Below are 20,261 nucleotides of genomic sequence, written 5' to 3' on the forward strand. Positions count from 1 at the left end.
TTTATGTCAATCCTTTTTATAAAAATAAGCGAAAAATATTTTATTGAAATATTTTTCGCTTATTTATCTTATTCTATAATAGATTGGCATCCTCTAATAATTCTTCAATAAATGTCCCTTTGATTTTTTTCAGTCCTTTGCGCTCGATCAAACCTTCTAATAATGGAACTTTCACTTCTTTGATTCCTTTTTGATCATTCAAATAATATGAAGCATTTAGTAACATTCGAATATCATAAGAAGAAGCAAAAACTTCTGGTACCCCTCGATCGATTTCTAGCAAGGTATAAACAGCTTCCATTGCCTTACGAACAGAATATTCTGTTGTAAACACTGTATCTCGTTCGGTTTCTGCAAAATTCCCCATAAAGGCTAAATTACTATATCCTTCTGGGATCACCGCTGGACGATCACCTTTCGCACGAGGCATAAAGTAAGACGTAATATAAGGCATGTAACAAGGGATCGTATTACATGATTCTTTGGCTAAACCATCAATCAAATGTTCTGGTACGCCCATTTGATACAACCATTCAGCAGCAATCTCATTTCCCGTACATTCAGTAATCGGTTTTTTAATGTAATTTCCTTTTGTATCTGAAAGTAAGGCATAGACCCAAACAACTAATTGATCCTTTGGTTGTTTTTTGAAATGAGGTTGACGATTAAGAGTATAACTCATTTTCCAATTGGAATCTGTTGCGTGAACGATTCCGCCGGTAACTACTTTTCCAGCATAAGGATCTCGATGGCTGATTTTTTCAATGTAAGGTGCAATTTTTTCATCTAAAGTCGTTACTGTTGCTGAAACAAACCAACTTGAATCAGGTGATTCTCACAAAATTTCTCTGGTTTACCGAAGCTAGCATCTTGTTCAGCCATGCTCTTCCATAAATTCCAACTACCGCCCAATTCTTTTGAAACTGGAGCGGGTGTTTCACTATTTCCATAAGTTGAGCTTTCCGTGATCGATCCATTCGTAACAAAAACTAAATCATTCTCAGCTAATTGCACGATCGTTTCCTGTTTTTCGACCGTTAAAATTAACTTATCTGCTAGTTTCTTGCCATTTTTATTAGCTACGATCACGTTTTTAACCTTAGTATCGTATTGGAAATGAACGCCGTTATCTTTTAAATATGCTAATAATGGTAATACCAATGACTCGTACTGATTATACTTAGTAAATTTAAGGGAAGAAAAATCAGCTAAGGCATCAATATGGTGAATAAAATGCATCAAGTAGCGTCTCATTTCCATCGCTGAATGCCATTTTTCAAAAGCAAACATCGTACACCAGTACGTCCAAAAATTTGAGTCGAAAAATTCGTCCGTAAAGACATCCGTAATTTTTTTATCATCTAGCTGGTCTTCTTTCATCAAACATAAAGCCAAAATTTCTTTGATTGCTTTCTCGCTCAACGTCAATTGACCATCTGTGGGTACTTGCTCACCTTGGTTATGGATTAAACGACATTTTGAAGAATTTGGGTCTTTCTTATTCAACCAATAAAATTCATCTAGAACAGAGGCATCTTCAACTTCTAGTGATGGAATCGAGCGGAAAAGGTCCCACAGACACTCAAAATGACTTTCCATTTCACGCCCGCCGCGAATCACAAAACCGTATTCTTCTTTGTATCGTCCATCCAATGAACCACCTGCCAGCGGTAGTTCTTCTAAAATATGAATTTTACTGCCATCCATACGACCATCTCTGATTAAAAATGCTGCGGCTGAAAGAGAAGCCAGTCCTGATCCGATTAAATAAACTGCTGAGATATCTTCTGTTTTTGCCGGTTTTGCCGCCCGTGCAAAAGCTTCATAATTTCCGTTACTTCTATACATTGTTTCTGCTCCTTTTTCTTTGTTTTAGTCTTGGTTGTGTTTTAAATGTTTTTTTGCTGTTTCCACATCTTCTTTTGCTGCTTCATAGTCAAAGCGTTCGATCGTACCGTTTAATTTTTCTGCGATCATCGTATTCAATAACGTTTCATCTGATTCATCAGCATAAAGTAATAAACCTAGTTCATCATTGTCTAATTTATTAGCGATCGAATCGAAAATAGTATGCGTCCGTTTGTTCTTGATATAATTAGCACTTGCTCCAACTGTATCTCCGATTACCCAGCCGCACAAAACTCCTAACGGTCCACCTAGAATACCTACGATGATCCCGATGAATCCTCCTTTTGCCACTCGTGAGTTGCTTTCATAATCAACGCTGTCTTTAACAACAAATGTTGATTTATCCGCATGTTTTTGTAAAATCATGGCTTGCTTCAGATCGAAAGTATTACTCTTTGAGATTTTTTGGAGTTGTGAAAATCCTTCATATGTTTTTGCTTCTTCATCAAATGTTACTAAAATAATTTTTTTCATTGTAGATTCCTCTTCTTTATGCCTTAACTTTAGCAAAATAGCCGTGATAAAAATTTTAAAGTTTGTCTGATAATCCGCCTATTTTGATTAATGATTTTCGGAATAAATAAAAAAAACTATCCCTAAAAACCTATACAAAAGATATGTTTTAGGGATAGTTAGGCCTCTTATTTACCTAATTTGTCTTTTAATTGACCTAGTTCTGCTAGTAATTGATCTGCGGTTTGCTGAGTATCTTCATCCAAGGTTCCTTGTTTTGCTGACTTCAGCCCACCTAATACTTCTTGACCAACCATATCTAATAAAGTTGAACCAGTTTCGGCTTTGTCAGATAAATCGGCTGCTACTTCTTTAGGTGATACTTTTTCGGCACTTAAAATTGCCATATCTTCAACTTTTTTGACTACAAAAATTTTGGGAGTCGTTCTTGCCAAGAGTTCTTTTGTCATTTCAACCTTAGAAATTCGTGTATTATTGTAGTCCGCATAATAATATGTCTTACTTTCATTACACATCATACCTGTATATTGAGAGTAATCTTCATGATCATCGCTCGTGACTACGATACCTTTAGGAATCTGTACAGTTGATAAGATTTTCATTGAATTTGTCACAGCTTCTGTTTCGATTTTTGCTTGGTCGATGTGTTCTTTAAAAAATGCAGCTCGTACAAAACGTTCTGGTGGCGTATATCCGCCCGGCAAGCCCATCGTTCCTGTTCCTTGTGAAAATGGATTTGTGGTATAGTTTCCAAATTGTTGCGGTTCATATTGTTTTGGTCGTACGTTCAAATAGTTCCGCAAATTTTCGATATGCCATTCTAAAAGCGGAGTATTCGTCATTACGCCCACTGGGTTTTCCTTTAAATGTAAAACTTTTTGGGTTGGTTCAATCACCATGCAATTCCCTGTTGTGTCTGTAATGATCCAATGCAAAGGAGTGATCGTATCGATCAATGGTGCTGCAACATCCATTAGATTTACTTTTGATAATTTCTTTTTCAAATCTGCGATTGATTTGAACTCACCTAGTGCCCAAGTAATAAATTCATGGGGAGCTAAGTTGATTTTATTTTCATCAGCTTGTTTTTGATAAACGGCTTTTTGCGGCAAATATAATTCTGCGATCGCCAATCCATGTTCGTTTACCCCATCTGCTACGAAATAAGAAGTTCCCAGTGAACGACCAGCACCTAAAAAACCATAGTTTGATTCATGGCTAGCATTATCAGCTGATGACTTCCAAGAATACGCTCTTGGTAAATAAACGACATCAAAATCTAGTGGGAAAGAATAATCCATTGTTCTCGCTAATACGTGTTTCCGATCTTTTGTTTCTGTAAAAATACTTGTACACATGTTATACACATCCTCTTTCTTTTCTTATAATTTTTATTCAATCAGCGTTTTATTGCTCAAAGTAATGATTCATCTTATGTTCGTATTACTAAAATACCAAGGCTAGATAATCTAGCTATGTACCTTTTAATTAACTCATTTATTTCCTTCCTTTGATTCCTCCTTCACCTCTTCCTCATTGGTATATTTGTATAGTAGCATGGGAATTTAAGTTATTTCGTTTGTATATTGTCTTAAAAAACGTCAAAAATATATTTCTAATTTTTTAGCATACAAAAAAGCGATGTGCTCGCTGTAAAATACAGTAAACACATCGCTATAAGTTTTTTTTTGAGTTCGTTATTCCTCTTTTAACAGACCTTTGAATAAACCCACTGCAAAATCATTTGAATCGAAGGCTTCCAAATCATTGATCCCTTCACCTAATCCAACTAATTTTACCGGTAGATGCAATTCATTTCGAATCGCTAAGACGATTCCGCCCTTCGCTGTACCGTCTAATTTCGTTAAGACCAATCCAGTCACATCAGTGGTTTCTTTAAATTGACGAGCTTGAACTAACGCATTTTGACCTGTTGTTGCATCCACAACTAACAAGACTTCATGCGGGGCGCTTGGAAACTCGCGTTGAATTACCCGCTTGATTTTTTCCAATTCGTTCATCAAGTTCACTTTGTTTTGCAAGCGACCCGCTGTATCGATCAACAAGATGTCATAGTTCCCATTTTTTGCCTTGTCAACCGCATCAAATACAACAGCTGCTGGATCGCCGCCAGCATTTCCGCGTACTACTTCGACGCCAGAGCGTTCTCCCCAAACAACTAATTGATCGATCGCACCCGCACGGAAAGTATCCGCTGCAGCTAATAAAACTTTTTTACCTTCATTTTTATATTGATTGGCTAATTTACCGATACTGGTTGTTTTCCCAGTTCCATTGACCCCTACAAATAAAATGACACTCAAACCATCAGGCTGTAAATTGATTTCATTCTTTTCATCTACACCTTCGGCTTCATAAATATCAACTAATTTTTCAATGATGACATTTTGGATTTGAGCAGGTTTTTTAGCATTTTTCAATTTAACTTCTTGTCGTAATGAATCAGTCAATTTGATAGCTGTATCAAAACCAACATCTGCACCGATCAATGTTTCTTCCAATTCTTCAAAGAAATCCTCATCCACACGACGGAAACGAGCAAATAATTCATTCATTCGATCACCAAAGGATTTACGTGTTTTCTCTAATCCTTTATCGTACTTTTTTTGTACTGACTCTTCTTCTACAACTGGAGTCGGAGCAGCTTCGATTGGATTGACCACGGGTGCTTCGGAATCTGTTTCGATTGGTTGTGCAACTTCTGTTGTCTCTTCCAACGTTTCGTCAATCGTTACCGGAACTTCAGGTGTGCTTAACTCATTCGTTTCTACTTCAGTAACCGGTTCTTCCACCGTAATAGGTTCTTCAATTGTTTCTACGTCTTCATGTTTTTCTTCGATTTCATCTACTGCAGGAAGGTCTTCGGATTCAGCAGCTGTTGGAACAGATTCTTCAACAGAGCTTTCAACAGAATCAGCAGCTTCTTCTTGCGTACTTTCGACATCCGGTTCTGAGGGGGCATCTGTATCTTCTACCACATCGTTTTTCTTTTCAGGTTCTTCTGCTTGTTCGCCAGTAAAAGCTTTTTTTATGCGGTCAAATAATCCCATCTAAATTCCTCCTTTGTCTTCATTAAAAACGAATTTTTGAATCGCATGCGCGACACCATCTGCTTGGTTCGTACGCGTAACGAAATTAGCAGCTGATTTTACACCATCCGTAGCATTTTCCATTGCGACGCCCATGCCTGCATAAGAGATCATTGAAAGATCATTGGCTTCGTCGCCTAATGCCATCATTTCATTTGGCAAGATTCCTAGGTGTTCACCTAAAACAGATAAACCAAATGCTTTTGTCACACCTTTTGGCATAAATTCTAGTAGGTTCGCACGAGTTTTGAAAATTTCAAATCGGTCATAATCTTCCGCAGGAATCTTCGCGATTTGTTGATCTAAGTAATCCACATCGGTTGCGGAGACAACTTTATTATACAAAGTTGTTTCTCCTAGTTCAGCAGCATCTTTATCTACATAAGTCAGTGCTTTATTCAATGTTGGATAGATCGAAGGATGCTCAGGTGCCGTAGCGATTTGATAACATAATGCATCTGAAAGTACATCCATCGGTAAATCGATTTTGGTTAATAATTGGTGTAAGTGTTGGACATCTTCTAAAGACATCGCTGTTTTGCCTAAGATTTCTCCAGTATTTGTTTGGATCAATCCACCGTTAAACGTGATAGAATAATCGTTCGCATCCAATAAATTCAACTCGGTCAAATAATTCTTGATCGCGATCAGTGGGCGTCCTGTACAGATAACGATTTTGACTCCACGCGCTTTGGCTTCGGCTAAGATTTTTTTATTGGTATCAGATATTGTTTTAGCGTCGGTTAACAATGTACCATCTAAATCAATTGCGACTAATTTGATCATTTATAAAGGTTCCCCTTCCTTAACTTTAAACTTCCCATCTTCTTTTACTTCTTCAAGACGAACAGAAATGATTTTTGACACACCGGATTCTTGCATGGTCACTCCATATAAAACGTCGGCGGCTTCCATCGTTCCTTTACGGTGAGTCACTACAATAAACTGGGTACCGTTTTGGAACGAGCTTAAGTAGCGACCAAAACGCGTGACATTCGCTTCATCTAGCGCAGCTTCCACTTCATCTAAGACACAAAATGGTACTGGACGAACTTGGATAATTGAGAACAGCAAAGCAATAGCAGTCAATGCTCGTTCTCCACCTGAAAGTAATGACAAGTTTTGTAATTTCTTCCCAGGTGGTTGTGCTTCGATCTCAATACCTGTATTCAATAAATCTTCAGGATTCGTTAATACAAGTTCTGCGCGTCCACCGCCAAACATATTCGGGAAAACAACATTGAATTGTTCTCGAATCGCTTTGAAGGTCGTATGGAAACGGGTCTTCACTTCATCATCCATTTCATCCATCGTTTCAAACAGTTGTTCTTTCGCTGAAACGAGATCATCTCTTTGAGCAGTCAGAAAATCGTAACGCTCTTCAACTTGTTGGTATTGCTCGATCGCATTTAGATTAACAGGGCCTAATTTTTCAATTGCTTGCTTCAGACGGCTAACTTCTCGTTCTGCTTCTGCCAAATCAATTGCTGGATCTGCTTGTGCCTCTGCCCCTTCAAAAGTAACATTGTATTCTTCTTGCAAATAGGCCAAGGCAGTATCTAATTTCAACTCATAGCGGTTTTTTTGCACATCCGCTTGTGACTGCTGTGAGAGTAATTGTTTTTGTTCTCGATTGGCTTCGGTCAATGCCAGATCAGATTGATCAACTTCTTGCTGTAACGCTTGACGTTGTTCTTTCCAGATAACTAACTGGTCTTGCAAGTGTTCTCGAGCAGTCGCCAATTCTGCTACTCGCTGGTTCAAACTTTCTTCGGTTTCCTCGTGATCAGATGAATCACTAGAAAGAGCTAACAACTGATTTTCCAAACTTGTGATTTGAACCGAGCTTTCTTCGATTTGATCATTGAACGTTATCACTTGTCTTGCTAAATACATTAAGCGTTCTTCAAGTACGGCGGCGTCTGCTTGCAAACGACTTAATGCCGCCGCGATTTCTACGCGTTTTGCTTCCAGCTGATCACTTTCTTCATTCAATTGACGAATCTCTTGATTGATTTGATCTTGCTGCGTTTTCAACTCAACTTGCTGAAATTCTAAAGCTTCTTTTTGAACTTGATAATCCGTTAAGAAACTTTTCAGCTCTTTTGCTTCATAAGAGAACAATGATTGCTCTTTTTGTAAACGAACGTGTTCTGAGCTAATCCGTTCCTCACTGCTTTTTGCTTCTTGATAAGCTAAACGGGTCTGCTCTCCTTGTGTTCGCAAGTTTTCAATCGTTTCATTTTGCTCAGTATTTTGCGCTTGAAGTTCACGTACTAATTTTTCTTTAGTTTGCAATGCTTGATTGATCTCTTCATAACGCTTAGTCCACTCAGCCAATTCATGGCTTTGATTGAATAAATTGCCACGATTTCCTTGCTTAGTAGCGCCACCAGTCATTGATCCACCAGCGTTCATAACATCCCCGTCTAAAGAAACGACCCGAACTTGGTAACGCAATTGACGTGCTAGTTGGTTGGCACTATTCAAATCTTTGGCAATAACGATTGCACCCAATAAGTTTTGCATTATCGGTGCAACGGTTTCTGGAAACTGAACCAACTCACTAGCGACACCAACAAAACCTTCGATCTCTTTGATTGCTTGGTATTGATGGGCAGCTACACTACGTGGTTTGATCGTTGTCAACGGTAGAAAAGTTCCACGACCACTGCGTTGTTGTTTTAAAAAAGTAATCCCTTGGCGAGCATCTTTTTCATTTTCTACAATAATATGTTGCGCCGAAGCCCCCAAAGCAGTTTCGATTGCTAAAGTATATTCTGCTGGTACTTCCAACAGCTCTGCTACAGCACCAACGATCCCGTTCAACTGATTTTTATGCTGCAAGACACTGCGAACACCTTGATAAAATCCACTATAATTTTCCTGAATTTCTTGCAAACTTTTTTGGCGCGCACGTGCCTGTTGTACCTGACTCATCAAGTCGTACATCAGCTGTTGCTCTTTCTGCAATTGCTGTTGCGTCTTATTTTTAGCTTCTACTGATTGACGGTACTGTGTTTGTTCAGTTGTTAATTGGGCTTTCAATGTCTGAGCTTTGATCTCAGCATCCGCTTTTTGAGTCAGTAAAGCATCTAGCTGTGTCTGCAGTGCTTCAAAACGAGTGACACTTTGTTGGTTTTTCGCTGTTTCTTGCGTGTACTGACGCTCCAAATATTTCAATTCATTACTGACATTAGCTGACTCTTGCATCAACTCAACATAAGTTCCGCGTAAATCTTCCAATAACTCTTTAGGCGATTTTTTGTATTTCTCCGCCTCAAGTGTTAATTGTTGAATTCGTTCATTCAATGCGACTTTTTCAGCTTCTTTTTCGACTTGCTGTTCTTGGACTGCTTTTAGATTTTTTTCTAATTCTGTCCGTTTATTTTGTTGATCAACTAAATTTTCTCGATATTCAGCACTCGTTTTTTGGGTATTTTTAGAACGCTCACTCAATAACTCTATCCGGCCTTCAGCTTGTTTCAATGCTTCTGACAAATGTAATAGTTGTTGTTGCCCCGTTTCTAATTGCTCATCCAAGACACCACGCTGTTCACGCAAACGTCCTAACTGATTTTCTGTTCGTTGTATAAAACGACTTTTTTCTTCGATCGTTTTAGATAATGATTCAAAATCAGTTTTTGAAGCTGCCCATTTTTCACGCGTTTCATTGACCTTAGCGACTGTCAAACTAATATCGGTAGCTGTCAATTCTTCTTTAAGTTTCAAAAACCCCTTCGCCGCTTCACTCTGAGCCGCTAAAGGAGTCAGCTGATCTTCCAATTCGTAAATAATGTCTTGAACTCGACTTAAATTATCTTCTGTTTCAAATAATTTTTGTTCAGCTTTACGCTTACGTTGCTTGTACTTGAGAACACCCGCTGCTTCCTCGAAAATTCCACGGCGATCTTCTGGTTTGCTTGCAAAAATCGCTTCGACTTTCCCTTGCGAAATAATCGAAAACGACTCTTTACCTAAACCTGAATCCATAAAAAGATCTTGGATATCTTTTAAACGGCAAGCTTTTTTATTGATAAAGAAATCACTCTCACCCGTCCGACGGTAGCGACGAGTAACACTGATTTCACTAAATGCTAAAGGTAAGTAGTGGTCGGTATTGTCTAAAACAACCGTTACTTCTGCCAGATTCAACTGTTTGCGTGAGTCAGAACCAGCAAAGATAATGTCTGGCATCTTACCGCCACGCAAACTTTTAGCTGATTGCTCACCTAAAACCCAGCGAATCGCTTCAGTAATATTACTTTTCCCACTACCATTTGGTCCGATGACCGCTGTAACACCTTTTTCGAATTCGATTTTCGTTCGATCCGCAAAAGATTTAAAACCAGCGATCTCAATTCGTTTTAAATGCAAAATGTTCCTCCTAAAATTCCACTAGGAAATTCATACTATTTGGCAGCAAGTTTGCGTAATGCTTTTTCTGCTGCATCTTGCTCAGCTAATTTTTTAGATTTTCCTTGTCCCGTACCGATCAATTGCTCGTCTGAATAAACATCGATCGTAAAAATACGTTCATGGGCTGGACCTTCTTCGTTAACTAGACGGTATTCGATCGTAACATCGCCGCTCTTTTGTAACACTTCTTGCAAGCGTGTCTTATGATCCATCTCACGGGTAAAGTCGCCGGCTTCGATTTTAGGGAAAACAACGGCCTTGATAAAGTTTAATGCCGCTTCATATCCTTGATCTAAATACAGAGCACCTAAGAAAGATTCAAACAAATCGCATAATAACGCTGCGCGATGACGTCCGCCTGAATTTTCTTCTCCTTTACCTAACATGATATATTGGTCAAAATGACATTCTTTAGCAAATTTAGATAAACTTTCTTCTCTTACGATCGCCGAACGTAAACGGGTCAATCGACCTTCTGGCAACGTTGGATAATGATGATACAAGTAGTCCGATACTTGAATTTCTAAGACAGCATCCCCTAAAAATTCTAACCGTTCATTATCTGAAATATTCATGTTACGGTGTTCATTCACATAAGATGAGTGGGTAAAAGCTTGCTCCAATAAGTTCACATCGTGAAAGACGATGCCATAGTTTTCTTTCAATTCATTTATCAACTGTGTATCCATGGGCTCATTCCTTTTTTTGAGATTTCCATCACGCCTTATTATACTGTTTTTTTGCTGATTTTTAAATCAGAAGTCATGAACATAGCAAATTTTCAACCTTTGACTAACTTTTTAATCGAAAATGTGTTAGTGCCTATGAAAATTCTTTGCTCAATGCGTTAGAAATGCCTTCGTTTTATGAGCGCATTTGGAAGCAACACTTTTTAACTTTGATTAACTAACATCTAAATAAAAAAGACCCTTTCAGGTCTTTTTAAGATATACAAACGGCGCAGCAAATGTTCGCTACGCCTCTTTTTTATTAAGCTTTGTCGTTTTGCATAATGTAATCAACTGCAGCTCCAACAGTTTCAATTTTTTCAGCGTCATCATCAGAAATTTCTGTTCCGAATTCATCTTCCAATTCTAAAACGAATTCCATGATACTGATTGAATCTGCATTTAAGTCGTCTTTGATACTCAATTCAAGAGTCACTTTATCTTTATCGATTTCAAAGTGATTTGAAATTATTTCAGCAACTTTGCTAAATACTTCTTCACGAGTCAACAACATTCACCTCCACTTGATCAACTAATATTCGGGTATGTTTTTTTACTAGAAGGTCACAACTCATTTTACTGATGTTTGTTCCCTTTGTCCACCTTTTTTCAGAAATCTGTTTGGACAGTCTTACCCTTGGTGGGTTTCAAAAAATTCCACTGATTGACCTACAACATCTGTTTCTAACATTAGATGGATTTGGTCAATCGTATTAGCTACTGCTTCTGGACCAGTCGATCCGTGTGTTTTGATGACAGGTGCTTTAAGACCAAATAATACTGCGCCGCCGTGAGCAGAATAATCAAGCTTGTCTTTCAAACCGTATAAAGTATCTTTCAACATCACAGCGCCTAATTTTCCTTTTACACCGGCATCATTGATACTGCCCTTTAATAATGTCATCAAGCCCATAGCAGTTCCTTCAATCGTTTTTAAGACGGCATTTCCCGTAAACCCATCCGTCACCACGACATCTGCCACGCCATTTAACAATTCACGGGCTTCCACATTACCGATAAAGTTGATACTTTCTTCTGCTTGTAGCTGTTTGAAGGCTTCTTTTGTTAATTCGCTGCCTTTTGTTTCTTCCGTCCCATTATTTAACAGTCCTACACGAGGATTTTCGATTCCACGAACATGTTTTGCATAAAAAGAACCTAAGATTGCGTATTGATGAAGGTGTTCTGCTTTATTTTCAGCATTTGCACCTAAATCCAACATATCAAAACCTTCTGTTCCATTTAAAACAGGTAATGTTGACATCAAACCAGGACGCTCAATTCCTTTGATTCGGCCAACTACGAACAAGCCTGCAGCTAAGAGTGCACCGGTATTTCCAGCAGAAAAAATGGCATCAGCTTTGCCGTCTTTTACTGCTTGGGCAGCCAAGACCATTGAGGCATTCTTTTTACGACGGATAGCTCTCACTGGTTCATCATCACTATTGATTTTTTCATCAGTATGAATGATCGTAATATTTTTTTCATTCGTTAGATATTGACGAATGGCATCTTCTTTTCCATATAATTGAAATTCAATCTCCGGATGTTTTTTTTGTGCTAACATTACACCTTCTACAATAGCTTTGGGAGCAAAATCTCCGCCCATAGCATCTACAGCGATTCTCATGAAAAACTCTCTCCTTTTTCGTTTCAATGTATTTATTTTCCGCAAGCGAAAATAATTCTAATTCTCAAGCCGTATACCATCCAACTAGTTAATTCAAAATAATTTATTTTCCTAACTAAACAAGATAGTTGGACTGGCATCCTTTTTCGTTTCAATGTATTTATTTTCCGCAAGCGAAAATAATTCTAATTCTCAAGCCGTATACCATCCAACTAGTTAATTCAAAATAATTTATTTTCTTAACTAAACAAGATAGTTGGACTGGCATCCTTTTTCGTTTCAATGTATTTATTTTCCGCAAGCGAAATATATATTTCAATCTAAACTAGCCGTTTCTATTATCTAGTTAATAATTTTCACACAACCCAGTATAGCATTAGTCAAAGTAGGTTTCACCTGTTTCAGTTGGTTTGAGCATCTTAGCTAATGGTGCAAAGGCTGGATCTGTTCGCCAGTCCTCTAATTGCCAGATCTGATTGGCTTCATCTCGAGCCACTTCTAAAACATTCGCATCATTGACTAGATCCGCAATTAGAAATTGCGGCAAGCCTGATTGACGGAAGCCAAAAACTTCCCCCGGCCCACGTAATTCTAAATCTTTTTCACTTAAAACAAACCCATTATTAGTTTCAGTCATGATCTTCATTCGTTCTTTACCCATCTCATTTTTAGGACTTGCCACTAGAATGCAATAAGAGGCATCGGAGCCACGGCCGACACGGCCACGCAATTGATGCAATTGAGCTAAGCCAAAACGATCCGCATCCATGATAAACATCACTGTCGCATTCGGTACGTTCACACCAACTTCAATTACTGTAGTGGAAACTAAAATCTGACTTTGGTTGTCTTTGAATTCTTCCATGATCGCTTCTTTTTCCGCATTTTTCATCTTACCGTGTAATAGGCTTACTTGATAGTCTGGTGCGTAATACTCACTCAAATGCTCATAGATTTCTGTCGCATTTTTCACATCCAACGCTTCTGATTCTTCAATCAATGGACAGATCACATACAATTGATGTCCCGCCTTTAGTTCAAGCTTTGCCCAATCCAAAGTATGTTCTAATTGCTTTGGTTTGATCCAACTAGTCTTTATTGGGATTCGTCCAGCCGGCATTTGATCAATAACTGAAACATCCATCTCACCATAAGCAGTAATTGCTAACGTCCGAGGAATCGGTGTTGCGGTCATGAATAAAACATCAGGATGCAAACCTTTTTCTCTTAACACGCGCCGTTGATTCACCCCGAATCGATGCTGTTCATCCGTTATGACCAAGCCCAAATTATTGAACTGAACATCGTCTTGGATCAAGGCATGGGTTCCTACGATCACATCGATTTCACCATTCTGCAAACCGGCTAAAATAGCACGTCGTTCTTTAGTTTTGGTTGATCCTGTCAGTAAGGCCACATTCATTTCTAAAGAATCAAATAGTTGGGTTAGACTTTCTAAATGCTGCTGCGCCAAAATTTCAGTTGGAACCATTAAAGCTCCTTGGAAACCAGCTGTCATCGCAGCATACAATGCAATGGCCGCAACCACGGTTTTCCCGCTACCGACATCCCCTTGTAATAAACGTTGCATATGCTTTTGACTACGCAGGTCATAACAGATCTCATTTGTCACACGCTTTTGAGCACCCGTTAATTCAAAAGGCAATGTCTGGGTGAATGTTTTTAACCGTTCCACGTCATAACGGATCGCTATACCATTCTTTTCGCTCCGTTCACTTTTTTTCAACCCTTGCATCCGCATTTGGAATAAGAAAAATTCTTCAAAGACAACACGCCGCTTGGCTTGGTGGCTTTCAGCTGGATTTTTGGGAAAATGCATCGCACGCATCGCTTGCTTTCTTGGCATCAACCGATATTTTTCCAGCAGGTACTCTGGCAGGTCTTCGGGTACTTGATCGCCAAATTTTTCAAAGGCCACCTTGATTAAATCTACTAGTGTACTTTGACGGATTGATTTCGTCACATGATAAATCGGTGCATACTCTTCCGTTTGTTTTCCGCCTAAGATTTTCATCCCATTCATCGATTTTCGCTTGGCATCCCATTTTCCATAAACGGCTAATTCTTCCCCAACTTCGATTTTCTCTTTCAAATAAGGCTGATTAAAGAAGGACACCATAAATACCGCATGATCTTGCATCATTCGAAATTGTAACCGACTTTTTTTATAACCAAAACGGCTAACCACTGGTGCAGAAACGATTACTCCTTTTAACGTGACCTTTTCTTGATCATTGATTTCTAACAAATTCTTTTCTTGGATATCTTCATAGCGAAAAGGATAATAACTCAACAGATCTTCGACAGTTACAATTCCCAACTCAGCCAATGTTTGAACTCTTTTAGGTCCGACGCCAGGTAATACGGATACAGCTTCTTGGATTCCCATAGTCTTCCTCCTCTCTTTCATCTATGTAATGCAAAACTAACAAAAGGAGCGCACCAACTTCACTTGGCCCACTCCCTTCACTTTATTACTACTATAATTTATTACTATTCTGCTGAAAGCAAGTATGGATAAACTGGTTGATTTCCTTCGTGGATCTCAACTTCTAAGTCCGGATGACTTGCTTCTAATGCTTCACTGATTTTTTCAGCTTCTGCTTGATTTCCATCTTCACCGACGATGATCGTGATGATTTCAATATCTTCATTGATCATTTTATTTAATGTATCAAGGGTTGTTTGATATTGATCTGGTTCAGAAAGAACGATTTTACCATCGATCATTCCTAAGAAATCCCCTTCGTGGATTTCAACACCATCGATTGATGTATCGCGAATCGCGTGAGTGACTTGTCCGCTGATTACTGATTCCAACATATCTGTCATCGCTGTTTTATTGTCTTCCAAACTTTGCTCTCCATTGAAAGCCAACATTGCTGTCATCCCTTGAGATACTGTTTTACTTGGTACGACTACTACAGGAATCTCAGAAACTTCGGCAGCTTGATCAGCAGCCATAAAGATGTTTTTATTATTCGGCAATACGACTACTTGGTCAGCATTGACTTCCTTGATTGCTTTCAAGATGTCTTCAGTACTTGGGTTCATTGTTTGTCCGCCGCTGATAACATAATCAGCACCTAAACTCTTGAACAATTCTTGAACACCTTCACCAGCTGCAATCGCGATCACAGCAAAGGGTTTGCGTTCAGCTGGAGTTGCTTCAAAAGCAGTTACTTCTTCATCATGCTCCAAAATTGTTTCGTGTTGTAGACGCATATTATCAACTTTCACTTTGATCAACGCACCAAATTTTTGGCCATAGTTCATAACTTCCCCAGGATGTTCCGTATGAACATGGACTTTTACGATTTCTTCATCATTAACAACTAATAATGAATCACCGATACCGTCTAAATAATTGCGGAATGTATCATAGTCAAACGCGCTATCGACCGTTGGACCTTCACCAAGACGAACCATGATTTCTGTACAATAACCAAAAGTAATGTCTTCTGTCGCTAATTGACCTTGGACACTGCGATGGTGTTCTGCATTGACCATTTCGTCCATTTCAGCTGGACTTGGTTCATACGTATCGTCGGCTTGAAATTCACCTGTCAACGCACTTAAAAAACCTTCATAGATAAACAACAGACCTTGACCACCACTGTCGACTACGCCTACTTCTTTTAAGACGGGCAGCATATCAGGTGTTTTGTCCAATGCTTTTTTACCAAATTTTACAACGTCTGTCATCACTTCGATCACATCGTCTGTTTGTTTGGCTTTACGTTCGCCAGCTTTTGCTGATTCACGTGCGACCGTTAAGATCGTACCTTCTACAGGTTTCATGACTGCTTTATAGGCAGTTTCCACACCGTGAACCAATGCTTTTGCTAAATCTTCAGCATTTAATGTTTCCACATCTAAAATAGCCTTAGAAAATCCACGGAACAATTGTGACAAGATAACGCCAGAATTTCCTCGCGCGCCCATCAACAATCCTTTCGCTAAGAAATTCGCTAATTCTCCAACTTTATCTGAAGCAGAATTGACAACAGCAGTTGCACCACTGGTCATGGATAAATTCATGTTGGTACCAGTATCGCCATCAGGCACTGGGAATACATTTAATGAATTGACATACTCTGCATTGACTTGCAGACGTTTAGCGCCAGCCTCAACCATCTCTTGAAATTGACTTGCGCTGATCTCTGTTACCTTCACTTACATAGTCCTCCTTAAGAACACTGCCTTTAGTCTGGCAGAACACGCACACCTTGAACATACACATTCACTGAATTAGCCGTAACCCCTAGCATCGTTTCCAAGTTATATTTTACTTTTTCTTGGACATTCCGAGATACTTCGGAGATTTTTGTGCCGTAGCTAACGATTGTATAAACGTCGACTGCGATTCCATTTTCTTCTTGACGTACAACAACGCCGCGTGAATAATTTTCTTTTCTTAAAATCTCTGTGATATTATCTTTAATTTGATTTTTGCTAGCCATACCGACGATACCAAACACGTCAGTAACTGCACCGCCGACAACCGTCGCGATGACTTCGTTTGAAATTTCGATCATACCTGTCTGTGTATTGATTTTCACAGCCATAGTTGTTAGCCTCCTTAAATAGGCCTAATCGCCCATTTTTTCTACTATAACAGTTTATCATAGCCCTACGACAAATAAAAGAAAGTTTCATTGTGATTTATCGATAAGACCGGCTCATCTTACACAATCTTTCTTCTTGCACTTTAAGTATTTGCAACTTTTTTCAAAGTCTTTACGCTAACAGAGTATAATTTACCCGCAAATGCCTTGAATGTCAATCTTTCTAAAAAAATTCACTTGCTAATTTTAATGATATGTGATAAGTTATTTTAGTATGAGCCAAAGAAGCGCTCCAACATCAAGGCAAAAGGAGGAAACATCACATGGCAAAAGTTTGCTATTTTACTGGTCGTAAAACAAGAAGTGCAAATAACCGTTCTCACGCTATGAACGCTACTAAACGTACTGTAAAACCTAATTTACAAAAAGTTCGCGTGTTAGTTGACGGAAAACCTAAAAAAGTTTGGGTCTCAACTCGTGCTTTGAAATCTGGAAAAGTTGAGCGCGTTTAATATTATCCAATCAAACCAAACCGTTCAATCACGAGCGGTTTTTTATTTTGACTTTTTTCATTATGGTCAATGATTTCTATAATTGAAAACGCACAAAAAGAGTCGACGCTGTCGACTCTTTTTCTTTTTGCGGATAATTTTATAAATCTTTGCTTGCGTTTCATAGCTCCTTCACAAAATCCAATCGCTTCTATGGTAAAATTTGAGTAGTCTGTTGAAAGAAGATGGGTGATTTTTATTATGAAGAACTATCTCAAAGAAAATCGATGGTATTTATTAGCCAGCTTTTTCTTGCCAGCGTTGATCATGGTGGCCGTCTACTTGACGATTGGGATTTATCCCGGATCAAGCCGAAGCGTTTTAGCCAGTGACGCTTTTTCTCAATTTTCGAATTTCCATGCAAGTTTTCGAAATATGCTTTTAGGAAAGCAAGGACTTTTCTATAACTGGAATACTTCTCTAGGGTTGAATTATCTATCCTTAGTCTCCTATTATTTAGGCGGATTTTTTACACCTTTAGTGATTTTCTTTCCCAACCAGCTGATGCCGGATGCTTTGTATTTTCTGACTATCCTAAAAATCGGTGCTGCCGGACTAGCTTTTTGGTTTTACGCCAAAGGCAGCTTCAAACTTCCGGATTGGTCTCGTGTCGCATTGAGTGTCGCCTACGCTTTGATGTCTTTTGCTATCGCACATTCAGAGATCATCATGTGGTTGGACGCCTTTATTTATCTCCCATTGATTATTTTAGGAATCAACCGGGTGATGGATTTGAAAAAGCCGACGGTTCTTTTTGTTTCCTATTTAATGTTGTTTTTAACAAGTTTTTATATGGGCTTTATGATCGGGATCTTCTCCGTCTTATATTTTATTGCTCGTTTAGCTACTAATTGGAAACAATACAAAAAAAGTATCTTGCCTTATGCGATCGCCTCGCTATTAGCAGGGTTTGCATCGATGATCATGATTCTTCCTTCCGTTTTAGATTTACGAACCAACGGAGAAGAATTGACACAGATCACAACATTTAAGACCGAAGCTACTGGTTGGTGGGATTTCATCGCTAAAAATATGATCGGCTCGTACGATACGACCAAATATGGTTCGATTCCGTTTATTTATATTGGCCTCTTACCTTTAGCACTTTGTTTGTTTTTCTTTATCTGTAAAAAGATTCCTTGGAAAAATAAATTGGCCTACGGCATGATTTTTGCGATTTTGATTGCTAGTTTTTATATTCAACCAATGAATTTGTTCTGGCATGGTATGCATGCACCGAATATGTTTTTATTCCGTTATGCTTACCTTCTATCCTTCTTGGTCATTACTTTGGCTGCTTGGGGCTGGGAACAACTCGATCGTGAGAATCTCTTACAATTGGTTGCCTCCTTGTTACTCCTAATTGCCGTTTTTGCGATCTTCTGGGGAACAAAAGGCAAAGATTATAATTACTTAAAAGACATTTCACTATATATCACATTAGGTTTCTTAGCCTTATATGCCTTGTTACTGACAGGCTATCATTTTAATAAACTTCCGCTTAAAACATTGAGCATCATGTTATTACTGCTTATGTGTTCCGAAGCAGCTGTCAACAGCGACTTCATGGTTCGCGGGATCTTAAAAGATTGGAATTATGCTTCTCGCAGTCTGTATACTGCACCCTATCCAGATATTAAAAATTTAGTGGATAAGACAAAAAGTGACAATAAAAGTTTTTATCGGTTGGAGAATTTAGATCCTGTTTCGTCGAATGATTCCTTTAATTATGGCTATAGCGGAGTCAGCATGTTTTCTTCGATTCGCAATCGCCACTCATCCAGTTACTTAGATCAATTAGGTTTCCGTTCTCGCGGAACAAATTTAAATATTCGTTATCAAAACAATACCTTGTTGGCAGATGCTTTTACAGGTATCAAGTACAACATTGCTAAAACGACCAATTTGAATAAATACGGCTTTACTAAAACTAAGAGTTCCGGTGAATACAATCTTTTTGAAAATAGCAACGCTTTACCATTAGCCTTTACGGCACCAACAAGTGTCGATAATTTAAAAGCTTTGTCCAATGATAATCTTGGAACCCAAATGCAATTGTTCAATGCTTTGTCACAAGAACAGCTTCAGTATTTCAAATTCTTGCCGATGACTCAAGTTTCGACTAAAAATGCAACCGTCACAAATTCTGGTAATATTACGACAATTGCCGAAAAACAAAGCAATGTCGCTAAAGATGTTTCCTGGACTGTTCATGTCCCTGCAAACACCCAAGCATACCTAAGTCTGTATCCTTATAATTTTTCAGAATTAGAAAGTTCTACAGCAGCCGTGACTGCCAATGGTCAGACACGTCAAGCTCAAATCAGTATCAGTGGTCAGTATTATGATCTAGGGTATTATCCAGCTGCTACGACTGTAACATTTACTGCTAGTTTCTATGGGACAAAATCAATTAGCTTCCAAAATCCGCAAGTACTAGCTCTGGATACGATTGCTTATCAATTGGCTGTCGATAAGATCCAAGAAAACGGTGTGGCATTAAAAACTGGTAAAAATAGCGCTCAAGGAACCGTCAATGCTAATGAAGAACAAACTTTAGTCACTACCATCCCTTATGATGAAGGCTGGACAGCGAAAGTTGATGGAAAAAAAGTCGATATTAAAGGTTTCCAAGATGCTTTTATCAGTATCCATGTACCTAAAGGAAAACATACTGTCACTTTTAGTTATATGCCAAAAGGCTTTATTATAGGAGCTATTTCATTTGTAGTTTCGATTGGATTATTTATCCTCTACTTACGAATGCTAAAACCAAAAAAAGTTTATCGTCATTAACAGTAAGCCTTAGCTAGTTATATTTTTCGTAGTACAATTTTGCAAAAAGAAAGCAC

At 38.6% G+C, this 20,261-nt stretch carries 13 protein-coding genes and 1 pseudogene; 2 read left to right on the forward strand and 12 right to left on the reverse strand.

Annotated features, from left to right (window positions below; all coding sequences use genetic code 11):
• Positions 1–73: 73 nt before the first annotated feature.
• The 12 genes and pseudogenes from ACKTSC_RS02065 to ACKTSC_RS02120 form a co-directional block, all read right to left on the reverse strand.
• Positions 74–1,848, reverse strand: a pseudogene (locus ACKTSC_RS02065) (oleate hydratase).
• A gap of 24 nt (positions 1,849–1,872) precedes the next feature.
• Entirely contained in the window at positions 1,873–2,382 is a 510-nt protein-coding gene (locus ACKTSC_RS02070; protein ID WP_407856710.1) for a hypothetical protein, read from the reverse strand.
• Positions 2,383–2,549: 167 nt separating this feature from the next.
• On the reverse strand, positions 2,550–3,740 hold the full coding sequence (locus ACKTSC_RS02075) for a choloylglycine hydrolase family protein (RefSeq protein WP_407856711.1): 1,191 nt from the start codon (positions 3,738–3,740) through the stop codon (positions 2,550–2,552).
• Between the two features lie 339 nt (positions 3,741–4,079).
• A complete protein-coding gene (gene ftsY, locus ACKTSC_RS02080; protein WP_407856712.1) occupies positions 4,080–5,453 on the reverse strand; it encodes a signal recognition particle-docking protein FtsY in 1,374 nt (457 codons plus the stop codon).
• Complete coding sequence (locus tag ACKTSC_RS02085) at positions 5,454–6,278, reverse strand: Cof-type HAD-IIB family hydrolase (RefSeq protein WP_332580439.1); 825 nt, start codon at positions 6,276–6,278, stop codon at positions 5,454–5,456.
• Positions 6,279–9,869, reverse strand: coding sequence for a chromosome segregation protein SMC (smc, locus tag ACKTSC_RS02090; RefSeq protein WP_407856713.1), 3,591 nt, complete (start codon positions 9,867–9,869; stop codon positions 6,279–6,281).
• 35 nt (positions 9,870–9,904) lie between these two features.
• On the reverse strand, positions 9,905–10,600 hold the full coding sequence (gene rnc / locus ACKTSC_RS02095; protein WP_407856714.1) for a ribonuclease III: 696 nt from the start codon (positions 10,598–10,600) through the stop codon (positions 9,905–9,907).
• Between the two features lie 301 nt (positions 10,601–10,901).
• The gene (gene acpP / locus ACKTSC_RS02100) at positions 10,902–11,147 is read right to left on the reverse strand and encodes an acyl carrier protein (RefSeq protein WP_332580442.1); all 246 of its coding nucleotides are present in this window, start codon (positions 11,145–11,147) and stop codon (positions 10,902–10,904) included.
• A gap of 123 nt (positions 11,148–11,270) precedes the next feature.
• Complete coding sequence (gene plsX, locus ACKTSC_RS02105) at positions 11,271–12,269, reverse strand: phosphate acyltransferase PlsX (protein ID WP_332580443.1); 999 nt, start codon at positions 12,267–12,269, stop codon at positions 11,271–11,273.
• 376 nt (positions 12,270–12,645) lie between these two features.
• Complete coding sequence (gene recG, locus ACKTSC_RS02110; RefSeq protein WP_407856715.1) at positions 12,646–14,679, reverse strand: ATP-dependent DNA helicase RecG; 2,034 nt, start codon at positions 14,677–14,679, stop codon at positions 12,646–12,648.
• A gap of 104 nt (positions 14,680–14,783) precedes the next feature.
• The gene (locus ACKTSC_RS02115) at positions 14,784–16,466 is read right to left on the reverse strand and encodes a DAK2 domain-containing protein (protein WP_407856716.1); all 1,683 of its coding nucleotides are present in this window, start codon (positions 16,464–16,466) and stop codon (positions 14,784–14,786) included.
• Positions 16,467–16,495: 29 nt separating this feature from the next.
• Entirely contained in the window at positions 16,496–16,858 is a 363-nt protein-coding gene (locus ACKTSC_RS02120; RefSeq protein ID WP_316401957.1) for an Asp23/Gls24 family envelope stress response protein, read from the reverse strand.
• Positions 16,859–17,181: 323 nt separating this feature from the next.
• Between ACKTSC_RS02120 and rpmB the strand changes: the two genes are divergently transcribed.
• Positions 17,182–17,370, forward strand: coding sequence for a 50S ribosomal protein L28 (rpmB, locus tag ACKTSC_RS02125; protein WP_010747188.1), 189 nt, complete (start codon positions 17,182–17,184; stop codon positions 17,368–17,370).
• A 240-nt stretch (positions 17,371–17,610) separates the two neighbouring features.
• Positions 17,611–20,205: a YfhO family protein gene (locus tag ACKTSC_RS02130; protein ID WP_407856717.1), complete on the forward strand. Its 2,595-nt coding sequence runs from the start codon at positions 17,611–17,613 to the stop codon at positions 20,203–20,205.
• The last annotated feature ends 56 nt before the right edge of the window (positions 20,206–20,261 follow it).

The organism is Enterococcus hailinensis, assembly GCF_045862035.1.
Classification (GTDB): Bacteria; Bacillota; Bacilli; order Lactobacillales; family Enterococcaceae; genus Enterococcus_A; species Enterococcus_A hailinensis.